Origin of the sequence: Flavobacterium rhamnosiphilum, from assembly GCF_004349195.1 — a bacterium.
Lineage (GTDB): Bacteria > Bacteroidota > Bacteroidia > Flavobacteriales > Flavobacteriaceae > Flavobacterium > Flavobacterium rhamnosiphilum.
This window is the reverse complement of sequence record NZ_SMLG01000004.1, coordinates 161010-179520: the sequence shown is the minus strand read 5'-3', so window position 1 is coordinate 179520 and position 18511 is coordinate 161010. Positions and strand designations below refer to the sequence as shown.

Annotated in this window: 16 protein-coding genes and 1 pseudogene; 10 read left to right on the top strand and 7 right to left on the bottom strand. The window is 35.2% G+C overall.

The features are described 5' to 3' along the window. Window positions 1-118 precede the first annotated feature (118 nt). Complete coding sequence (locus E0I26_RS07290) at window positions 119-1309, top strand: BaiN/RdsA family NAD(P)/FAD-dependent oxidoreductase (RefSeq protein ID WP_131915830.1); 1191 nt, start codon at window positions 119-121, stop codon at window positions 1307-1309. Between the two features lie 433 nt (window positions 1310-1742). Here E0I26_RS07290 and E0I26_RS07285 read toward each other — a convergent pair whose 3' ends face one another. The 3 genes from E0I26_RS07285 to E0I26_RS07275 form a co-directional block, all read right to left on the bottom strand. Beyond that, window positions 1743-2126, bottom strand: coding sequence for a DUF3037 domain-containing protein (locus E0I26_RS07285; RefSeq protein ID WP_131915829.1), 384 nt, complete (start codon window positions 2124-2126; stop codon window positions 1743-1745). Continuing rightward, entirely contained in the window at window positions 2104-2898 is a 795-nt protein-coding gene (locus tag E0I26_RS07280) for a HipA family kinase (RefSeq protein WP_131915828.1), read from the bottom strand. Before E0I26_RS07280 ends, E0I26_RS07285 begins: the two co-directional genes overlap by 23 nt. A 77-nt stretch (window positions 2899-2975) precedes the next feature. Beyond that, window positions 2976-3830: an NAD(P)H-hydrate dehydratase gene (locus E0I26_RS07275; protein ID WP_131915827.1), complete on the bottom strand. Its 855-nt coding sequence runs from the start codon at window positions 3828-3830 to the stop codon at window positions 2976-2978. A 361-nt stretch (window positions 3831-4191) separates the two neighbouring features. Here E0I26_RS07275 and gcvT point away from each other — a divergent pair, with 361 nt between their 5' ends. The 4 genes from gcvT (at window position 4192) to E0I26_RS07255 (ending at window position 9145) form a co-directional block, all read left to right on the top strand. Continuing rightward, complete coding sequence (gene gcvT / locus E0I26_RS07270; RefSeq protein ID WP_131915826.1) at window positions 4192-5274, top strand: glycine cleavage system aminomethyltransferase GcvT; 1083 nt, start codon at window positions 4192-4194, stop codon at window positions 5272-5274. Window positions 5275-5280: 6 nt separating this feature from the next. Beyond that, window positions 5281-7323, top strand: a complete 2043-nt coding sequence (locus E0I26_RS07265; RefSeq protein ID WP_131915825.1) for a S41 family peptidase — start codon at window positions 5281-5283, stop codon at window positions 7321-7323. A gap of 11 nt (window positions 7324-7334) precedes the next feature. After that, a complete protein-coding gene (locus E0I26_RS07260; RefSeq protein WP_131915824.1) occupies window positions 7335-8369 on the top strand; it encodes an LIC11966 family surface protein in 1035 nt (344 codons plus the stop codon). Between the two features lie 62 nt (window positions 8370-8431). Then, on the top strand, window positions 8432-9145 hold the full coding sequence (locus tag E0I26_RS07255) for a YebC/PmpR family DNA-binding transcriptional regulator (RefSeq protein ID WP_131915823.1): 714 nt from the start codon (window positions 8432-8434) through the stop codon (window positions 9143-9145). Window positions 9146-9262: 117 nt separating this feature from the next. On the opposite strand, the gene E0I26_RS07250 is transcribed toward E0I26_RS07255, so the two are convergent. Next, window positions 9263-10303, bottom strand: a complete 1041-nt coding sequence (locus E0I26_RS07250) for a PLP-dependent cysteine synthase family protein (RefSeq protein ID WP_131915822.1) — start codon at window positions 10301-10303, stop codon at window positions 9263-9265. Window positions 10304-10374: 71 nt separating this feature from the next. After that, window positions 10375-12510, bottom strand: coding sequence for a S9 family peptidase (locus tag E0I26_RS07245; RefSeq protein WP_131915821.1), 2136 nt, complete (start codon window positions 12508-12510; stop codon window positions 10375-10377). Window positions 12511-12580: 70 nt separating this feature from the next. Between E0I26_RS07245 and E0I26_RS07240 the strand changes: the two genes are divergently transcribed. Then, window positions 12581-12901, top strand: a complete 321-nt coding sequence (locus E0I26_RS07240) for a YbaB/EbfC family nucleoid-associated protein (RefSeq protein ID WP_099715715.1) — start codon at window positions 12581-12583, stop codon at window positions 12899-12901. A 96-nt stretch (window positions 12902-12997) separates the two neighbouring features. On the opposite strand, the gene E0I26_RS07235 is transcribed toward E0I26_RS07240, so the two are convergent. Continuing rightward, window positions 12998-14020 carry a threonine aldolase family protein gene (locus E0I26_RS07235; RefSeq protein WP_131915820.1) on the bottom strand — a complete coding sequence of 341 codons (1023 nt, stop codon included), beginning with the start codon at window positions 14018-14020 and terminating at the stop codon, window positions 12998-13000. Between the two features lie 190 nt (window positions 14021-14210). Here E0I26_RS07235 and prfB point away from each other — a divergent pair. The 4 genes and pseudogenes from prfB to E0I26_RS07210 all read left to right on the top strand — a co-directional run bounded on the left by prfB (window position 14211) and on the right by E0I26_RS07210 (window position 17823). Further along, window positions 14211-15309, top strand: a protein-coding gene (prfB, locus tag E0I26_RS07230) for a peptide chain release factor 2 (RefSeq protein WP_131915819.1) whose coding sequence is annotated in 2 segments (ribosomal slippage) — window positions 14211-14273 and window positions 14275-15309 — 1098 coding nt in all. Because the reading frame shifts where the segments join, the coding sequence is not laid out codon by codon here. Window positions 15310-15524: 215 nt separating this feature from the next. Next, window positions 15525-16040: a helix-turn-helix domain-containing protein gene (locus E0I26_RS07225; RefSeq protein WP_131915818.1), complete on the top strand. Its 516-nt coding sequence runs from the start codon at window positions 15525-15527 to the stop codon at window positions 16038-16040. A 326-nt stretch (window positions 16041-16366) separates the two neighbouring features. Further along, window positions 16367-16681 (top strand): annotated as a pseudogene (locus E0I26_RS07220) (transposase); the annotation flags it as partial. A gap of 308 nt (window positions 16682-16989) precedes the next feature. Then, a complete protein-coding gene (locus E0I26_RS07210) occupies window positions 16990-17823 on the top strand; it encodes an ice-binding protein (protein WP_131915816.1) in 834 nt (277 codons plus the stop codon). Window positions 17824-18127: 304 nt separating this feature from the next. Here E0I26_RS07210 and E0I26_RS07205 read toward each other — a convergent pair whose 3' ends face one another. Further along, window positions 18128-18478, bottom strand: a complete 351-nt coding sequence (locus E0I26_RS07205) for a DinB family protein (RefSeq protein WP_131915815.1) — start codon at window positions 18476-18478, stop codon at window positions 18128-18130. Window positions 18479-18511 lie beyond the last annotated feature (33 nt).

Below are 18511 nucleotides of genomic sequence, written 5' to 3'. Positions count from 1 at the left end.
CCGTTTTACTCCACAAAAAACACTCGAACTGACGTTTTGAATAATTACACCTAACGGGTTAACTAATATAAAAACCCATATCAGCGTTAATGGGTAAAACAAAGCCTATTTTTGCAGTGTGAAGAAATCAGTTTCAATTATTGGAGGAGGACCCGCAGCACTTATACTCGCTGCATTACTCGATTGTCAAAAATTTACCGTTACCATCTACGAGAAAAACAAAACACTGGGAAGAAAATTTCTGGTGGCCGGAAAAGGGGGATTTAACCTCACCCATTCGGAACCGATTGCTGAACTTATAGCGCGCTATACACCACCCCATTTTCTGGAAAAAGCACTCCTTGATTTTGACAATGACGATTTTCGGAATTGGATTGATACCATCGGTATTCCAACCTATATTGGCAGTAGCAAACGCGTGTACCCTGAAAGTGGTATTAAACCCATAACAGTACTCAACGCAATCCTGGACGTTTTGACTAAACAAGGTGTCGATATTCAATACCAACGCACCTGGACGGGTTGGACGAGCAACGATGCTATTGTTTTCAATACGGATACAGCAATACAATCTGACTATACCATTTTTGCCCTCGGCGGCGGGAGCTGGAAAGTAACCGGTTCTGATGGTACTTGGCTTGATTTATTCGAAAAGCAAGATATTGCTATTGTTCCGTTTCAATCATCCAATTGTGCGTATCAAGTGAACTGGCCGGAAGATTTTATTTTGGAACATGAAGGCAGTCCGCTTAAAAACATTGCTATAAGCTGTTTGAATAAAAGGCAAAAAGGCGAAGCGGTTATCACGCGTTTCGGTTTAGAAGGAAATGCGATTTATGCCCTTAGTCCACAAATTCGGGAGGAATTGGAGAGCCAACAAAAAGCGACTGTATTTCTGGATATGAAACCTACATTGCGATATGATGATTTGCTTCAAAAGATCAAAAAATCAACTTTTAAAAAGACAAGTGAAACATTACAAAAAGAAGTTAAATTGAGCGCTGCACAGGTTGGGCTTTTGAAAAAATACCTTTCAAAAGAAACCTACCTGAATCCGGAATTATTGGCTCAAAACATTAAAAAATTGAGTATCGAAATCACCGGTTCTGCCCTCTTGAACGATGCGATATCCACAACAGGCGGTATTCAACTGAATGCTGTGGATGAAAACTTCCAATTAAAAAATAAGAAACATCACTATTGTATCGGTGAAATGCTGGACTGGGACGCGCCCACCGGCGGCTATCTTCTTCAGGCTTGCTTTAGTATGGGCATGCATCTTGCACGTCACCTGAATAACATTCCTTAATTTTTATAGATTATAGTATTGACTCCAAAAGAGTGTTTTTTATCAACACTCAATGACTTCACAATAGTTTTTCCTTTTCATTTATTTACAATATGACTGTCCGCTAAACGGACCATGATTATTTTTTTACTATCATCAACAATGAGATTAAGAGATTTAAGAGTTAATGTTGTCAAAAAATTCTAAAAAAAAATCACTGAATGTCGTGAATGCCGCTTGCTATCTTTATTTCTTTGTTTAAAAAAAGCTAAACCTCATTGTTAAAACAGAGCAAAGCCAGCATCTCATAACCTCTAAACCTCATTGTTTAAAAATTATAATGTTTTCTTTATTAAATCCCATATTTACAATGGCTTACAAAGTGTTTTTGCAAGTTTAAATTTTAATAAAGAGATTGAACTATTTTTTGGTATTAGTAACCGACAGTCATAATTTACAATACCATTTCCTCAAACAAGCGTTGCGTTGTTTGTTCCAAATCATCACTCAGTCCAGAATGTGGTCTTGAGGTTTGAATGGCGGAACTGCGAAGTGCAGTCAACCAACGGAAACGCGACGGGATATCAAATTGTCCTATTGGTCCACCTGATTTTTCGCCATGCGCCACTTTCTCAAATGCCTGTAAGTTTAGATGCAATTGTTCCAAATCTAAATCGGCTGAAAATAGTTGCAGTTTGGCTTCGTTCATCGAGCACAGTACTTTTATAAACTTCGCTTTTTTACAAAAGAGAATAATACCCACATTGAGGAATTCTTCGCGTTCTACCCTAGGCACAACCCGGATTACGGCATACTCATATAAGTGCTTCTCTTGCATTTTGTGCTTCGTTTATAAAAATTTCGGAATGGTTCAAACGTATCGATAAAAACTGGAAATAGACTTCCCGAATGGCTTCGGGAGTTTCATCGGTATCTTCCCAATTTAGCCATACTTCTGGAATAAGATTCACGATATTCTGTAATACCTCTTTCGTCAATATTTTTTTGAATAGTAAATCTGTCTCCGGCAACAAGGAAGCTTGAGGCAACAATACATGGTCTTTTATCAATGCAAAAGGACTTTGTGCGTGCTTTTCCCAATTGGTCCACGAATGATGAAAATAAAGACTGGCGCCGTGATCAATCAGCCATAATTCTTTATGCCAAATCAACATATTGGTGTTTCTAAACGTTCTGTCCACATTGGTAATAAAAGCATCTAACCAAACAATTTGGGAAGCTAGTTTTGGGTCAACCAAAGTGACAACAGGATCAAAATTTATGGCACCCGATAAATAATGCAATGCCAAATTAATGCCTTGACTGCCTTGAAGCAAATCCTGAATTTCTTCATCGCCTTCTGAACGTCCAAAAGCTTCGTCGAGATTTGCGAAAACGAGCTCCGGCATTTTCAGGTTTAAAACACGGGCAATTTCTCCGCCAATTAATTCGGCAATCAAGGCTTTTACACCGTGTCCGGCACCTTTGAATTTCAATACGTATTTAAAATCATCATCGGCTTCAGCGAGCGCAGGCAAAGAACCGCCTTCCCGCAAAGGAGTGATGTATCGCGTAACATTTACGGTTCTAAGATGGGGTATTTTTTCCATAATCGAATTGGATAAAGCAATTTTGCTTGGATACAAACTTACAAATAAGTGGGATAAAATTCATTTATGAGTATCATTTACTCCAATTTTTCTAAACTCAAAAAGGCTTTCCCAATATTCGCAATAACATCTGAAGCGATAAAAGATTGATAACCAGTTTCAGGTAAGGCGATATCAGCCGTTAATCCGTGTAGGTAAACTCCAAGAATTGCAGCACTAATGGGTTCATAGGATTGTGCCAGTAAACTGGTAATCATTCCTGTCAAAACATCGCCACTTCCTGCGGTTGCCAAAGCGGCATTCCCCGTAGTGTTTTCATAGACAGTTTCTCCATCTATAATTCGGGTTAGCGCACCTTTCATTACGATTATAACTTGATATTGCTTTGAAAAAGAGATTGCCATACTCATTTTTTCTTCTTCGGAATGCCATTTTCCTATCAATCGTTCCAGTTCTTCGGGATGTGGCGTAAGGATGGTTTTCGGTTGCAATAAAGAAAGCCATTCTTTGTTTTGGGATAAAATATTCAACGCATCGGCATCGATTACTAAAGGCGTTTTATTTATTTTTAAAAACTGATGCAATGCATTTTGGGTTTCAACTGCCTGACCTAAACCGGGACCAATTCCGATGGCTTGTGGTGTAAAGTCGAAAGTAATATTGGAAATTAATTTTTCTTGATTGTCTGTGAGAACCATGACTTCGGGAATGCCGGTTTGCAGAATATCGTACCCGCATTTTGGGATGAAAACAGTGACTAATCCGCAACCGGTTTTCAAGCATGCTTTCGAAGACAAACTCACTGCTCCTATTTTTCCATAACTTCCGCCAATGATCAAAGCGTGTCCCTGAATTCCTTTGTGCGTATGTTTATCCGGTTGTTTGTAGCGTTTCAGGATTTCTTTTTGGTCGATGTAAATAGGATTCGTCATTGAAATTTGTTTGTTTAAAATTACGAATTTAATAAGAAACAAATTCGTTAATTGTACCAAAAATCCCTAGCCCTGATTACTTCACTAAACTTTTATTTTTATAGGAGTTCAGTGAACTTCGTTTGCAGCGGCATCCTTTATTTAAAGCTTCCAGTCTTTTGAAGGCTGGAAGCTTTAAATAAAGATAGAGCGAATAGCAGGTCCCGATAGCTATCGGGATAGCTCTAAAAATAATTGTCATAAATCCTGCATTGCGAGTTATCCCGAAAACGTTTGAAAGTTTAAACTTTGCTTCGCTCGGACTTTGTCACCCGAAATAAAATCAATAAATTAGCGACTTCAAATTTTATATAAAAACACAATGAAAAATACTGCGCTTACGCACATACACGAGAGTTTGGGAGCAAAAATGCTTCCGTTTGCCGGATACAATATGCCAATTTTATATGAAGGAGTGAATGCGGAACATGAAACGGTGCGCAATGCCGTGGGTGTTTTTGACGTTTCTCACATGGGTGAATTCTTGCTTACGGGTCCAAATGCATTGGCTTTGATTCAAAAAGTGACTTCGAATGATGCTTCGACTTTGACTATTGGAAGAGCGCAATATTCTTGTTTGCCGAACAATGACGGTGGAATTGTAGACGATTTGATTGTTTATAAAATGAAAGACGAGCAGTATTTATTAGTGGTAAATGCTTCGAATATTGACAAGGATTGGGATTGGATTTCGGCTCATAATGATTTGGGTGTGGAGATGAAAAACTTATCGGATGATTATTCATTATTGGCAATTCAAGGGCCAAAAGCGGTTGAAGCGATGCAATCCTTGACCTCAAAAGATCTATCAGCGATTCCGTATTACCATTTTGAAGTGGGTGATTTTGCCGGTATCGAAAACGTAATTATTTCGGCTACAGGATATACTGGTTCTGGAGGTTTTGAAATTTATTGCAAAAATTCAGAAGTAGAACAAATTTGGACTAAAGTTTTTGAAGCGGGTGCGGCTTTTGGAATCAAACCAATTGGTCTTGCGGCTCGTGATACGTTGCGATTGGAAATGGGTTTTTGTTTGTACGGAAATGACATCAACGACACGACTTCCCCACTTGAAGCAGGTTTGGGATGGATTACGAAGTTCACCAAAGAATTCACCAATTCTGAAAATCTGAAAAAACAAAAAGAAGCAGGAGTTACTAAAAAATTAGTCGCTTTTGAAATGTTGGAGCGTGCGGTGCCAAGACATGATTATGAAATTGTAAATGCTTCAGGAAATGTAATCGGAATTGTAACTTCGGGAACAATGTCTCCATCCATGAATAAAGGAATTGGCTTGGGTTACGTAACCGTAAAAAACAGTGCTTTGGAGAGTGACATATTTATCAGAATCCGTAAAAATGATGTTCCTGCTAAAGTGGTGAAATTACCTTTTTACAAGAAATAAAAATAAATGAAGAAACTTTCACTCGTATTCTTGCTGGCTACATTTTCACTTTTTGGTCAAAATGAAGTGAAAACTTGTGAAACACTTTCTAAAATAAATACGTTAATACAACGTGAACATTATCATCCAAAACCGGTAGACGACAGTTTATCGGTTTTTGTTTTTGATAGCTTTGTGGATGCTTTGGATTCTAACCGAAACTTATTCACGAAGATTGAATATCAAAAACTATGTGAGCATAGACTCCAACTGGACAATTATATTTTACAGAACAATTGCTCGTTTATGAATGATTTTGTTGCTGTTTATAAATTGGCTTTGACAAGAAAGAAGAAAGTTTTAGAGAAAATACAAAAGGAGACTTTTGATTATACGACGAATGACTCCGTTAAATTCTCGAAGAAAAACTTCCCTTTTGATTTGGTTTTAACTGATATCGAAAGAGTCTGGAAAAAGAGAATTCGGTATGATATTCTGGAAGATATTTCGAAGTTAAGTTCCAATTTAGATTCATTGGCCTTGAACTTTTCTAAACTCGAAAAAACTGCCAAAGCAAAAATATTTGACACCAATTTATGCAAAGTAAATAGTATCCTTGAAGGTAAAAACAGATTAGAAAATGACCTTCAAAATAATTTCTTGAATATTTTTTGTACCTATTTTGACCCCCATTCTAATTACTTTTCAATGGATGCCAAATCCAGTTTTATGTCGGGTTTATCAACGAACAATCTTTCATTAGGATTGAATGTTGGATTTAATGAAAAAGAGGAAATTATTATACAAGAAATTGTTCCGGGTGGTCCAGCGGCCAAAACGGATAAGTTTGAAAAAGACGATGTAATTCTAAAAGTATCCAATACCAAAGGAGATGAATATTCTGTTTCCTGTGCCTCAATAGAAAAAATTGGGGAATTGATTTTTTCTGATTCGAATATAGAAATTGAGTTGACCATTCAGAAAAAAAATGGGACAATACAATCTGTACGCCTCAGAAAGCAAATAATGAAAGCCACTGAAAATGCTGTTTTCAGTTATATTGCCGAAGCGGAAACAAAAATTGGTTACATCAATATTCCTAGTTTTTATTCTAATTTTGACGGATACTCCTTTCAAGGCTGTGCCGATGATGTTGCCAAAGAAATTGTGAAACTTCAAAAAGACAATGTTGAAGGTTTAGTGATCGATCTTCAAAACAATGGTGGCGGATCAATGGAAGAAGCCATTAAATTAGCCGGAATGTTTTTGGATATTGGTCCTGTATCTGTTTTGGTTAATAATAAAAACAAGCAAACCATTTTAAAAGACGGCAATCGTGGCAGTGCTTATAATGGTCCAATCGTACTTTTAATCAACGGAAATTCAGCATCGGCAAGTGAATTTTTTGCAGCTTCAATGCAGGATTATAACAGGGCGATCATTATTGGAAGTAAATCATTGGGAAAAGCTTCTATGCAGACCATTTTACCATTGGATGAAAATAATCAACAGGATTTTGTAAAACTAACCATTGAAAAATTCTACCGAATTACCGGTGACAGCCATCAAATAAAAGGAATTATTCCTGATATTGCGCTACCGGTTTTATTTGACAGCATAATTCCACGGGAGATCAGTTTTAAAACAGCTTTGAAATATGATGTGATTGCTACAAAAGCCAGATTTAATCCGTTTTCAAAAACCTATTTCCCCAAAATAGTCGAGTTAAGTAATTCAAGAGTGAAAACTGCCTCTCGTTTCAATGAAATTAGTTTGGCTAACGAGCAGATAAATGCACTTTACAACAATCCAAAAAAACCAACACGCTTGATTTTTAAAGATGTATTCAACGATACTCATGAAATTGATTCGCTTTGGAAAAAAGTCAAAAAGATTGTAGACAGCGAAAGTAACAGTACGATTTCGAATAATTCCTATGATTTGGAAAAATTAAAATTTGATGTTTTTCAACAGGAAATTAATCGCTATAAAATCAAAGAGGTGAAAAACAACCCCTATTTAGAAGAAGCAATTGCCATAATAAACGATTATAAGAATCTGAATAAATAACCAACCAAAAAATGAAACTAACCTTTACTTCGTTCCTGTTTTTAATTACGATTACCTTTTCTAATGCGCAAGAATTCAAAACTCCTGTTGACTATTTGAATTATATTGGCAAAGAAACCGATGCCATTTCTCGAACAACATGGAAATACACCTCGGCAGTTGCGCATAGTAAAAATGCCCGAAGAATTGATGTAACCCGTAAAACATTGGTAAAAAGTATTCAGAATGCCACTAAAAAAATAGAAGCTTTAAAGGATGGTTATAAAGGTGATGTGGAATATAAAGATCAACTGCTGGCGTATTTATCCATTTCTGAAAAACAAATTAATCAGGAATATGAAAAAATCATAAACATGCAGGAAGTGGCTGAGCAATCGTATGATTTCATGGAAGCTTTTATTTTGGCAAGAGATTTAGTCAATACTAAAATCAATGAAGAAGTGGATAAATTGAATGCCAACCAAAAAATATTTGCAACTAAATATGGTATCCAAATTGGAGAAGACAAAAGTGAACTGGGTAAAAAAATGAAAATCTCCAACGAAGTTTTTGAAAATCATACTCAATTATATCTGATTTTTTTCAAAGTAAATTTCACAGAATCACTTTTGATGAATGCCGTTGCTCAAAACAATTTAAATGCCATTCAACAAAACAGTAATGCATTAGAGCAATATTCGAACGAAGGTTTGGATAAACTAAAAACATTTAAAGCCTACAACAATGATTTAATGCTGATAAATGCCACCAAAAAAGTATTGGAATTCAGTAAAAAAGAAGCACTGGAATTTAGTCCCAAAGTAGTTGCTTTTATGATGCTCAATCAAAAATTTCAAGAGAGTAAAAAAACAATGGATAACAAATCAGCCATTTCCAGATCAAAGGAAGAAGTGGATAATTTCAATAAACTGGTAAACGAGTTGAATAAAGAAGTTGGGAATTATAATGCTATCAATAACAAATTCAATTCAGAGCGCGCCAATGCAATCAATTTTTGGAATGTAACGGGCGATGCTTTTATTTCGAAGCATGTACCAATTGATTAATAAAAATTTTTGAAAAAATAACTAATAACTGTATTTTTGCAGTTCAAAATAATAAATTAGAAATGGGAAGAGCGTTTGAGTTTAGAAAAGGAAGAAAAATGAAACGTTGGTCGGCAATGGCCAAAGCATTTACCAGAATTGGTAAAGATATTGTAATGGCTGTAAAAGAAGGCGGTCCTAATCCTGATGCCAACTCCAGATTAAGAGCCGTTATTCAGAATTCCAAGGCAGTAAATATGCCAAAAGAAAATGTAGAACGTGCGATTAAAAAAGCTACCGATAAAGACACAGCCAACTATAAAGAAGTTTTATTTGAAGGATATGCGCCTCATGGAATTGCAATTCTAGTTGAAACCGCTACTGACAATAACAATAGAACTGTTGCAAACATTCGCAGTTATTTTAACAAATGTAATGGGACTATGGGAACCCAGGGTTCTGTTGAATTTATGTTTGATCATACGTGTAATTTTAGAATTCCGGCAAACGGAATCGACCCTGAAGAATTAGAATTAGAATTAATCGATTTTGGTGCTGAAGAGGTTTTTGAAGATGAAGACGGGATTTTAATATATGCTCCTTTTGGAAGTTTTGGAACTATTCAAAAAGAATTAGAAAACAGAGGATTAGAAATTCTTTCTTCTGGATTTGAAAGAATTCCTCAAATCACTAAGAAACTTACAGAAGCTCAAGTAGCGGATGTAGAGAAATTAATTGAAAAAATCGAGGAAGATGATGACGTGATGAACGTATATCATACTATGGAAGAAGAATAGACTTCTTAGAAAAGAGAAAAGAACATAGATATTATAACCAAAAAAACTCCAGAATATCTGAAGTTTTTTTGGTTATAATATCTATGTTCTTTATTCTATAATCTATCAGTCTATTCTCTATTTAATAAATTCAATTTTTTGAGCTTCTTCTTCGTTGATGCTGTCAAAGAAACCTTGTTCGTTCATCCAGTCATCACTAAATACCTTACTCATGTAACGAGAACCGTGATCTGGAAAAATAGCAATTACATTACTGTTTTCATCAAATTCTCCCTCTTCGGCGTATTGTTTTATGGCTTGCATTACCGCTCCAGATGTATATCCTACAAATAAACCTTCTTTTCTAGTTATTTCTCTGGCAGAATGCGCGCTTTCTTCATCGGTAACTTTCATGAACTTATCAATAAGATCAAAATCAGTTGCTGATGGAATTAAGTTTTTACCTAAACCTTCAATTCTGTAAGGATAAATTTCATCGTTATCGAATTCTCTGGTCTCATGGTATTTTTTTAGTACTGAACCAAAAGCATCTACTCCAAGAATTCTAATATTAGGATTTTGTTCTTTCAAAAACTTTGCAGTTCCTGAAATTGTTCCTCCAGTTCCACTACAAGCGATAAGGTGCGTTATTTTACCGTTAGTTTGTTTCCAAATTTCCGGTCCCGTAGATTTATAATGTGCATCAATATTCAATTGGTTAAAATATTGATTGATATAAACAGAACCTTTTGTTTCTTCGTGCAAACGTTTGGCAACATTATAATACGAACGTTCATCATCAGCGGATACATGTGCAGGACAAACATAAACTTTTGCTCCCAAACTACGTAACATGTCTATTTTATCTTTAGAGGACTTAGAACTAACCGCCAGAATACAATTATATCCTTTTATGATACTTACCATCGCCAAACTAAAACCGGTATTACCAGATGTCGTCTCAATTATTGTATCACCTGGAGATAAAACCCCTCTCTTTTCGGCTTCTTCTATAATATATAATGCTATTCTGTCTTTTGAGGAATGTCCCGGATTAAAAGCTTCTACTTTTGCGTAGAAATTACCTTCTAATTCTTCGGTGACTTTATTTAGCTTAATAAGTGGAGTATTACCTATTAATTCTAAGACATTATTGTAAGCGTTTATTTCTTTTTTCATAAAAAAATAGTTAGTCGTGGGCAATTTTTAATTTAGCCACGAACGTTGCAAATTTAACAAAAAAATTCTAATTACTTTTTAATTTCTTCTAAATCTAATAAAAAACTGAATTCCTTTGCTAATTCCTTAATGGCTTCAAACCTTCCAGAAGCTCCACCGTGACCTGCGTCCATATTTGTATCTAGATATAAAACAGCATCATTTGTTTTCATAGTTCTTAATTTAGCGACCCACTTCGCTGGTTCCCAATATTGTACCTGTGAATCATGAAGACCGGTAGAAACATATATGTTAGGATAATTTTGCTTTTTTACATTATCGTAAGGGGAATAAGACAACATGTAATCGTAATATTTCTTTTTGTTTGGATTTCCCCATTCATCATATTCACCTGTAGTAAGTGGGATACTATCATCAAGCATGGTGGTCATTACATCCACAAAAGGAACTTGCGCTATAATTCCATGATATAATTCAGGTGCCATATTAACGACAACTCCCATCAATAATCCTCCGGCTGAACCACCTTCGGCATATAAATGTTCCGGTGAAGTGTATTTTTCATCAATCAGAAATTTAGAACAATCAACAAAATCAGTAAACGTATTTTTCTTTTTTAATAATTTCCCATCGTCATACCATTGTCTTCCTAAATCTTCGCCACCGCGAATATGTGCTATGGCATATATAAACCCTCTGTCTAATAACGTCAGTCTCGTAGAAGAAAAAGTAGCGTCCATGGAGTGACCATAAGACCCATAAGCATATTGAAGCAATGGATTTTTTCCGTCTTTTTTTAACTCTTTTCGGTAAATCATAGAAATTGGCACTTTGGTCCCATCTCCTGCTGTAGCCCAAACGCGTTCTTCAGTATAATTATTTTTATCGAATTTGCCTCCAAGAACCTGTTGCTCTTTTTTAATTTCCTTCTCTTTGGTCCTCATATTGAAATCAATAATAGACGATGGTGTTGCCAAAGATTGGTATCCGTAACGCAAAATTTCTGTTTCAAAATCTACATTGGTTGTCGTATATGCTGTATAGGTTTCACTTTCAAAAGGCAAATAATATTCCCCTTCTCCACTCCAAGGCATAATCCTGATTTTATTCAATCCATTAGAACGTTCTTCGACTACTAAATAGTTGGCGAAAATTTCGATATCTTCCAGCAGCACTTCTTTTCTATGCCCAATGACTTCTGTCCAATTCTCTTTTGATGTAGCTGTTTCAGGGGTTTTCATCAATTTAAAATTTTCAGCCTTGTCCGCATTGGTCATTATATAAAAACTATCCTTGTAATGATTAATGCTATATTCTACACCTCTTATTCGTTTTTGAAAAATTTCAAATTCTCCATCAGGATTGTCCGCATTTAGAATTCTATATTCTGTTGTCAGTGTGCTTCCAGATTCAATTGCCAAATATTTTCTAGACTTAGATTTAGCAATTTCAACATTATAGGTATCGTCTTTTTCGAAATAAACTAAAACATCTTCTGTAGATTTTGTACCTAATTTATGTTTAAAAATCTTATCCGATCGCAAGGTAACTTCGTCCTGACTGGAATAAAAAATGGTTTTATTATCATTTGCCCAAACCGCAGATCCAGTAACTTTTTCTATTTTATCCTCTAAAACTTCATTGGTTTCTAAACTTTTTACCTGAATGGTGTAAATTCGTCGCCCAACGATATCAAAGCTATAAACTGCCAATTTGTTATCCGGACTCACACTCAAACCTCCTAATTGAAAGTACGAATGTCCTTTGGCCATTTCATTACAATCAAACATGATCTCTTCTTTTGCCGAAAGGCTTTCCTTCTTTCGAGAATAAATAGGATAATCTTTCCCTTTTTCAAAACGAGTGATATAGTAATAGCCATTGTATAAATAAGGAACGGATTGATCATCTTCCTTAATCCTTCCTTTCATTTCCTCAAACAATTCTTTTTGAAAATCTTTGGTATGATCCGTCATTTTATGATAATACTCATTCTCTTTATTCAGGTAATCAATAACTTCAGGATTTTCTCTATCATTTAACCAGAAGTAATTATCAATTCTTGTCTCATTATGTTTTTCTAATGCTTTAGGAATTATTTTAGCTACTGGAATTGGACTATTTTTCAACATTTGTTGTGCTTTTGTATTAGTAAATGAAGTTGCAAAAATAACACAAAGAGAACTTACGATGAGTTTGTTTTTCATGAATATTTTATTGAATATAACTATGCAATATACTAATTTTGTAATTCAATTAATTTAAAAAAATTAAAACATGGATTTAATGGGAATGATGGGCAAACTTAAAGAAACCCAACAAAAGATAGAAGACACTAAAAAACGTTTAGACACCGTTCTTATAGACGAGCAAAGTACCGATGGTTTATTGAAAGTGACACTGACTGCCAATAGATCTATTAAATCAATTACTATTGACGACTCCTTATTGGAAGACAAAGAGCAATTAGAAGATTATATGATTTTGGTATTAAACAAAGCTATCGAAAAAGCTACTAAAGTAAATGAAGCTGAACTTGATGCTGTTGCAAAAATGGATATGCCAATGATTCCTGGAATGGATAATTTGTTTAAGTAGAAAGGTTAAGAGTTATGGGTTGTGAGTTAAGGGTTAAAGGTTTGAAGCATTGATTTTCGACACTTAACCCATAACTTTTTTTAACCCTTAACTTTTTTAAACCAATTTTTGCAGTGTTTCTAGAACATACGTATGCATCACTTCACGATAATCAAGATGCGTTACTATTCTCAATTTTCCATGCCCCATAGAACTGATTGAAATGTTTTTTTGTTTTAATAATTCAATTAAATTCTTTTCAATGCAATTTGGAACTAATGAAAAAATCAAAATATTAGTTTCAACCGGTTCAACTGATGCTACCCAACTTACCTTTTTTAATACTTCGGCAATTTCTTTAGCTCTTCGATGGTCTTCGGCAAGGCGTTCTATGTTATTATCCAATGCATAAATTCCGGCTGCTGCCAAATATCCTACTTGACGCATACCGCCACCTAATATTTTTCGGATTCGCAACGCTCTGTGAATAGTAGCTTTATCAGCCAATAAAACCGAACCAATTGGTGCTCCCAAACCTTTAGACAAACATACCGAAATAGTATCGAATAATTTCCCAAATGCTTTTGGATCTTGGTTTTTAGCTACCAATGCATTCCAGATTCGGGCGCCATCCATGTGAAATTTCAAATTATTGGCATCGCAAACCTGCTTTATTTTTTGTAAATCTTCCAACTCATAACAAGCACCACCGCCTTTATTGGTTGTATTTTCCACACAAACTAAACTCGTCAAAGGGCTGTGATAAAACTCAGGATCATTAATCGCTCCCGCCACTTGTTCGGCAGTTATGATTCCGCGGTTTCCGTCTAATAAACAGCAAGAAACCCCGCTGTTAAAAGAAACGCCTCCGCCTTCATAATGATAAATGTGTGCATATTTGTCTGCTATTAATTGTTCGCCTGGTTGTGTATGTAATTTTATTGCCGTTTGGTTTGCCATGGTTCCTGATGGAAAAAAAAGTCCTGCTTCCATCCCGAACATTTCGGCAACTTTAGCTTCCAATTCAATAACAGTCGGGTCTTGTTTGTAAACGTCATCTCCTACTTTGGCATTCAACATATGCACTAACATTTCGCGAGAAGGTTTGGTTATCGTATCGCTAACTAAATTTATTTCCATATTTTTTTTTATTTTCAGTACGGACAATTTGCGAATTGTCCCTTCGTAAAATTTTTCTATTTTTGTGCCACAAATTTACATAATACCGTTTGTTAATTCAAACTAGTTCAGTTAAAACTAAACTAATTGTATTACATAACGCCATTTTGTATAAATATTTGAAAATAGACTTATTTAATTAATAGAATTTATGACAACTACCGAACAAATTAAAGGTATTGTAGAGCGCCTTGGTGCGTTGAGGAGGTATCTTTGACGTTGATGCCAAACTAATTGAGATTTCAAATGAAGAAGAGAAGACTTTTGCACCCGACTTTTGGAACAATGCAAAAGATGCTGAAATCATTGTAAAAAATCTTAGAAACAAGAAAAAATGGATTGAAGATTACAATAAAGCTGTCGAAATGACGGACGAATTGCAACTCGCCTATGATTTTTATAAAGAAGGAGAACTTACTGTAGAAGAATTAGACGATCAATACAACGGAACTCAAGCTCATATTGAAGCAATAGAATTCAAAAACATGCTTTCGGACGAAGGCGATACTTTGAGCGCTGTTGTACAAATAACCGCTGGTGCAGGTGGAACCGAAAGTTGCGATTGGGCCGAAATGCTCATGCGTATGTACATGATGTGGGGCGAAAAATACGGCTATAAAATTAAAGAACTGAATTTCCAGAAAGGTGAAGCTGCAGGTATAAAAACCGTAACACTTGAATTTGAAGGTGATTATTCTTTTGGCTATTTAAAAGGCGAAAACGGCGTACATCGATTGGTCCGAATATCCCCTTTTGACAGTAATGCCAAGCGTCATACTTCGTTTGCATCCGTTTATGTGTATCCGCTTGTAGATGATAGTATCGAAATTGATATTAATCCTGCTGATATCGAGATTACAACTTCGCGATCCAGTGGTGCGGGAGGACAAAATGTAAATAAAGTAGAAACCAAAGTGCAATTGTTTCATAAACCAACCGGAATTCAAATACAATGTTCCGAAACGAGGTCGCAACAAGACAACAGACAACGTGCCATGCAAATGTTACGATCTCAATTATACGAAATTGAGTTAAAAAAGAAACAAGCACAACGCGCTGATATTGAAGCCGGGAAAATGAAAATAGAATGGGGATCACAAATACGCAATTACGTGATGCAACCTTATAAATTGGTCAAAGACGTTCGAACCGGTCATGAAACCAGTAATATTGATGGCGTTATGAATGGTGAAATTGACGAATTCCTAAAAGCCTATCTGATGATGATGGGACAACGAGAAGAGGAATAGTATTCCGTTTGCAGTGGTCAGTTTTTAGTAATCAGTGCCTATTTAAAACGTAAAATAAATAATAAAAAGCCCCCCAATCTTTCGTTTATCGAAAGGTTTGAGGGGATTTTTTGTTATCTTTTAAAATAAGTAATACCAAACACTACTATAATACAGTCCAATTTATACAATTGGATTTTTTTTTATTACTTTTGGACTATATTATAATAGTGATTATGGCACATTCAAAAAAAATGGTGATTAAGGAAACCGAAAAAGAGATTAAAAATTTACTCAAACAATCTATCTCATTTATTGGACAACGTTTGAGAGTTCTCCTGATTTTGAAGCAAAACGAAGAAACAGGAATTTCTAAACGTGACGTTGCTAAATTGGCGGGGGTTGACCCTAATAGCGTTCAGAATTGGCGTACATTATACCTCAATGCTGGAATTGATGGTTTAATGAAGCATCAAAAAACAGGTTTTAAGCCGTCGGTTTTTAATGCTATTGAACACAATAAGTTGGAAACAAAACTTAACAACCCTCAAAATGGACTTCAAGGCTATGTTGAACTTAAAGATTGGATTGAAAAAGAATCAGGGAAGACTTTCAATTACAACACGTTGCTTTATTACTGCATCAGAAATTTTAAATCAAGTGTAAAAGTAGCACGCAAAAGCCATATTAAAAAAGATGAAGATCAGGGAAACTCTTTTAAAAAGACTTCGGACGAATTTGTCAAGAAATAGCACTAAATACTGTGGGCGATTTTAGCTCCGTAAACTTATATTTTCAAGACGAACTGCGAAGCAATCACGAAAACCAAAATTTAAATATAGAATGAGTAATCACGTTTTGGTTTGTTCACTCGTAATGGAAAATCAGTTACTGCTATTAGAGTTGAACCGATTTGCATTTTCCAACAAGTTTTTAAATCAACTTGCCTTTCTGGAGCTTTTTCGCCCATAACTGGGGACCATTTTCAATTGATACTCCCACATTGCAACGCTGATAATTTTACTCAAATTACTATTTAAATTTTGGTTTTCGTGATTGCTTCGCAGTTCAAGTTTTTTTAAACGATTTCTCTAAAGAAAACCCGAAAGAACTCAAAATAATGGTATTGGATAATGGAAAATTTCATAAGGCTAAAAAACTAATCATTCCTGAAAACATTGTTTTAGTTTTCCTGCCCCCATATAGTCCAGAACTTAATCCCGCTGAAAAAATGTGGGCAAAATGCAAACGAGAATTTTCAAATAAATTTTATAATTCCTTGGAAGATGTAGAAGATTTCATCACTAATGTCGTTAAAGCTACAAGCAAAAAAGAGGTGATGAGTATCTGTGGATATAGCTATGTTTTTTCAGATAAAATTTGGACTATATAATAAATTCGTTTGGTATAAGATAAAATTGAAGTGGTGATGAGCTGTATGCATCACCAGTCTTTTGATTATCCAGTAAAAAGTAAAAATGCCTTTATGCGTTTACAAAAAATCATTACAACCATTTTTAAATACAAAAAAAATGGAAAAAGAATTGAGTTGGTATATGGATAAGATGTAAGCCCTTCTCCTCTCTCCTTATTTTGAATGTGTGAATGATGCAACTTATTCCTAAGATTGTATAACTTTTACAAGATCAAAAGGATTCATCTTTGCTTTGTGATAATTAAGTCACCATTTAAGATTAATTTATGAAGCTAAAAAAAGTATTATCAATCGCAGCTATACTATTGGTTGGATTAATGTCCAGTTGCAGTGAAAATTCAGACAATGCACTACCCTCTGAAACAGCATCAACAGTAAAAACAGCTGATTTAATCGCCAAGATTTCTTCAGCGGAAAAAACAGCAGATCTTCAGACTACAAGTGGTGGATTAACAGGGGTAAACCTTGGGATTTCGGGCGATTTTGTGATTCTGTCAAAAACAGGAATTACCGATGTCTATAAATCTGCCGTTACAGGTGATGTTGGATCAAGTCCAATTACTGGTGCAGCCGTTCTGCTAAAATGTTCAGAAGTGGTAGGGACAATATACACAGTCGATGCCGCAGGCCCACTTCCGTGTAGCGTGACTAACGCCACCAGATTAACCACGTCCGTAGGTGATATGCAAACCGCATACGCTGACGCTGCAGGACGTTTGAACCCGGATTTCTTGAATTTGGGTGCCGGAAATATTGGAGGCATGACACTTATACCAGGTCTGTATAAATGGACGAGTGGAGTTCTTATCCCAGCAGATATTACCATTTCTGGAGGTCCAGACGATATCTTTATATTCCAAGTTGCCGGAACCCTTGAAATGAGTTCCGCAGTGAGAGTTACCTTGAGCGGAGGTGCACAAGCAAAGAATATTTTCTGGGTATCAGCGGGAGCCGTTACCTTTGGAACGACCAGTCATTTTGAAGGAACTGTTTTGGGAAAAACAGGTATTAACTTGAAGACAGGCGCAACTATAAACGGAAGGTTGTTGGCCCAAACTGCGGTAACTCTTCAAATGAATACTGTTGTAATACCACAATAAATTAAAATACCAAAAGAGGCTGACCGCAGGGCTAGCCTCTTTTTCTTTCCAGCAAGTTTCCTTAAATAGTTTTTCAACAGGCAAAGACATAACACCCAAATTGGGTTCTTTTTATGTCATAAAAATAGCTTTTTACTATGTTGTATCAAATTTACAAAACCATTTTCACAATACTTTACGGTTTTTCTCATTATCAGAAAAAATGTAAATAAAAAAAAGCCCCTCAACATCCTTAAAACGAAAGGTTTGAGGGGATTTTTTTTGCCTAGTTTGCGAGATGTTGGTGGCAGTTTTTTATTTTTCATCAATAAGAAACCACTTGTTTTAAATGATGTTCCAAATGTTCAACATAATCATTAAATAAAAATTCAATTGTTAAACTATTATCTCCACCTGTATTTACTTTATAGTTCAATTTTTCTTTTGGAATTTGTTTAATTAGTTCTAGTATTTGTTTGTTATATATAGACCAAAAATCTATGATTTGAGAACTTTGCATTTGTTGATAGTAATTATTCTCGTTCCATTCAACTTGGTTATATGCTATTGTAGGAATTGTTTCAAACTGCCCTCTTACAAATCTATGATGATTGTTTGTTGCACTATCAATTAAATGTCCAAATGATTTGTTTTTTACTCCATTTTTCAGAATCAAGTTTTAATGAAAAAGAGGACTCTTCAATTTTAC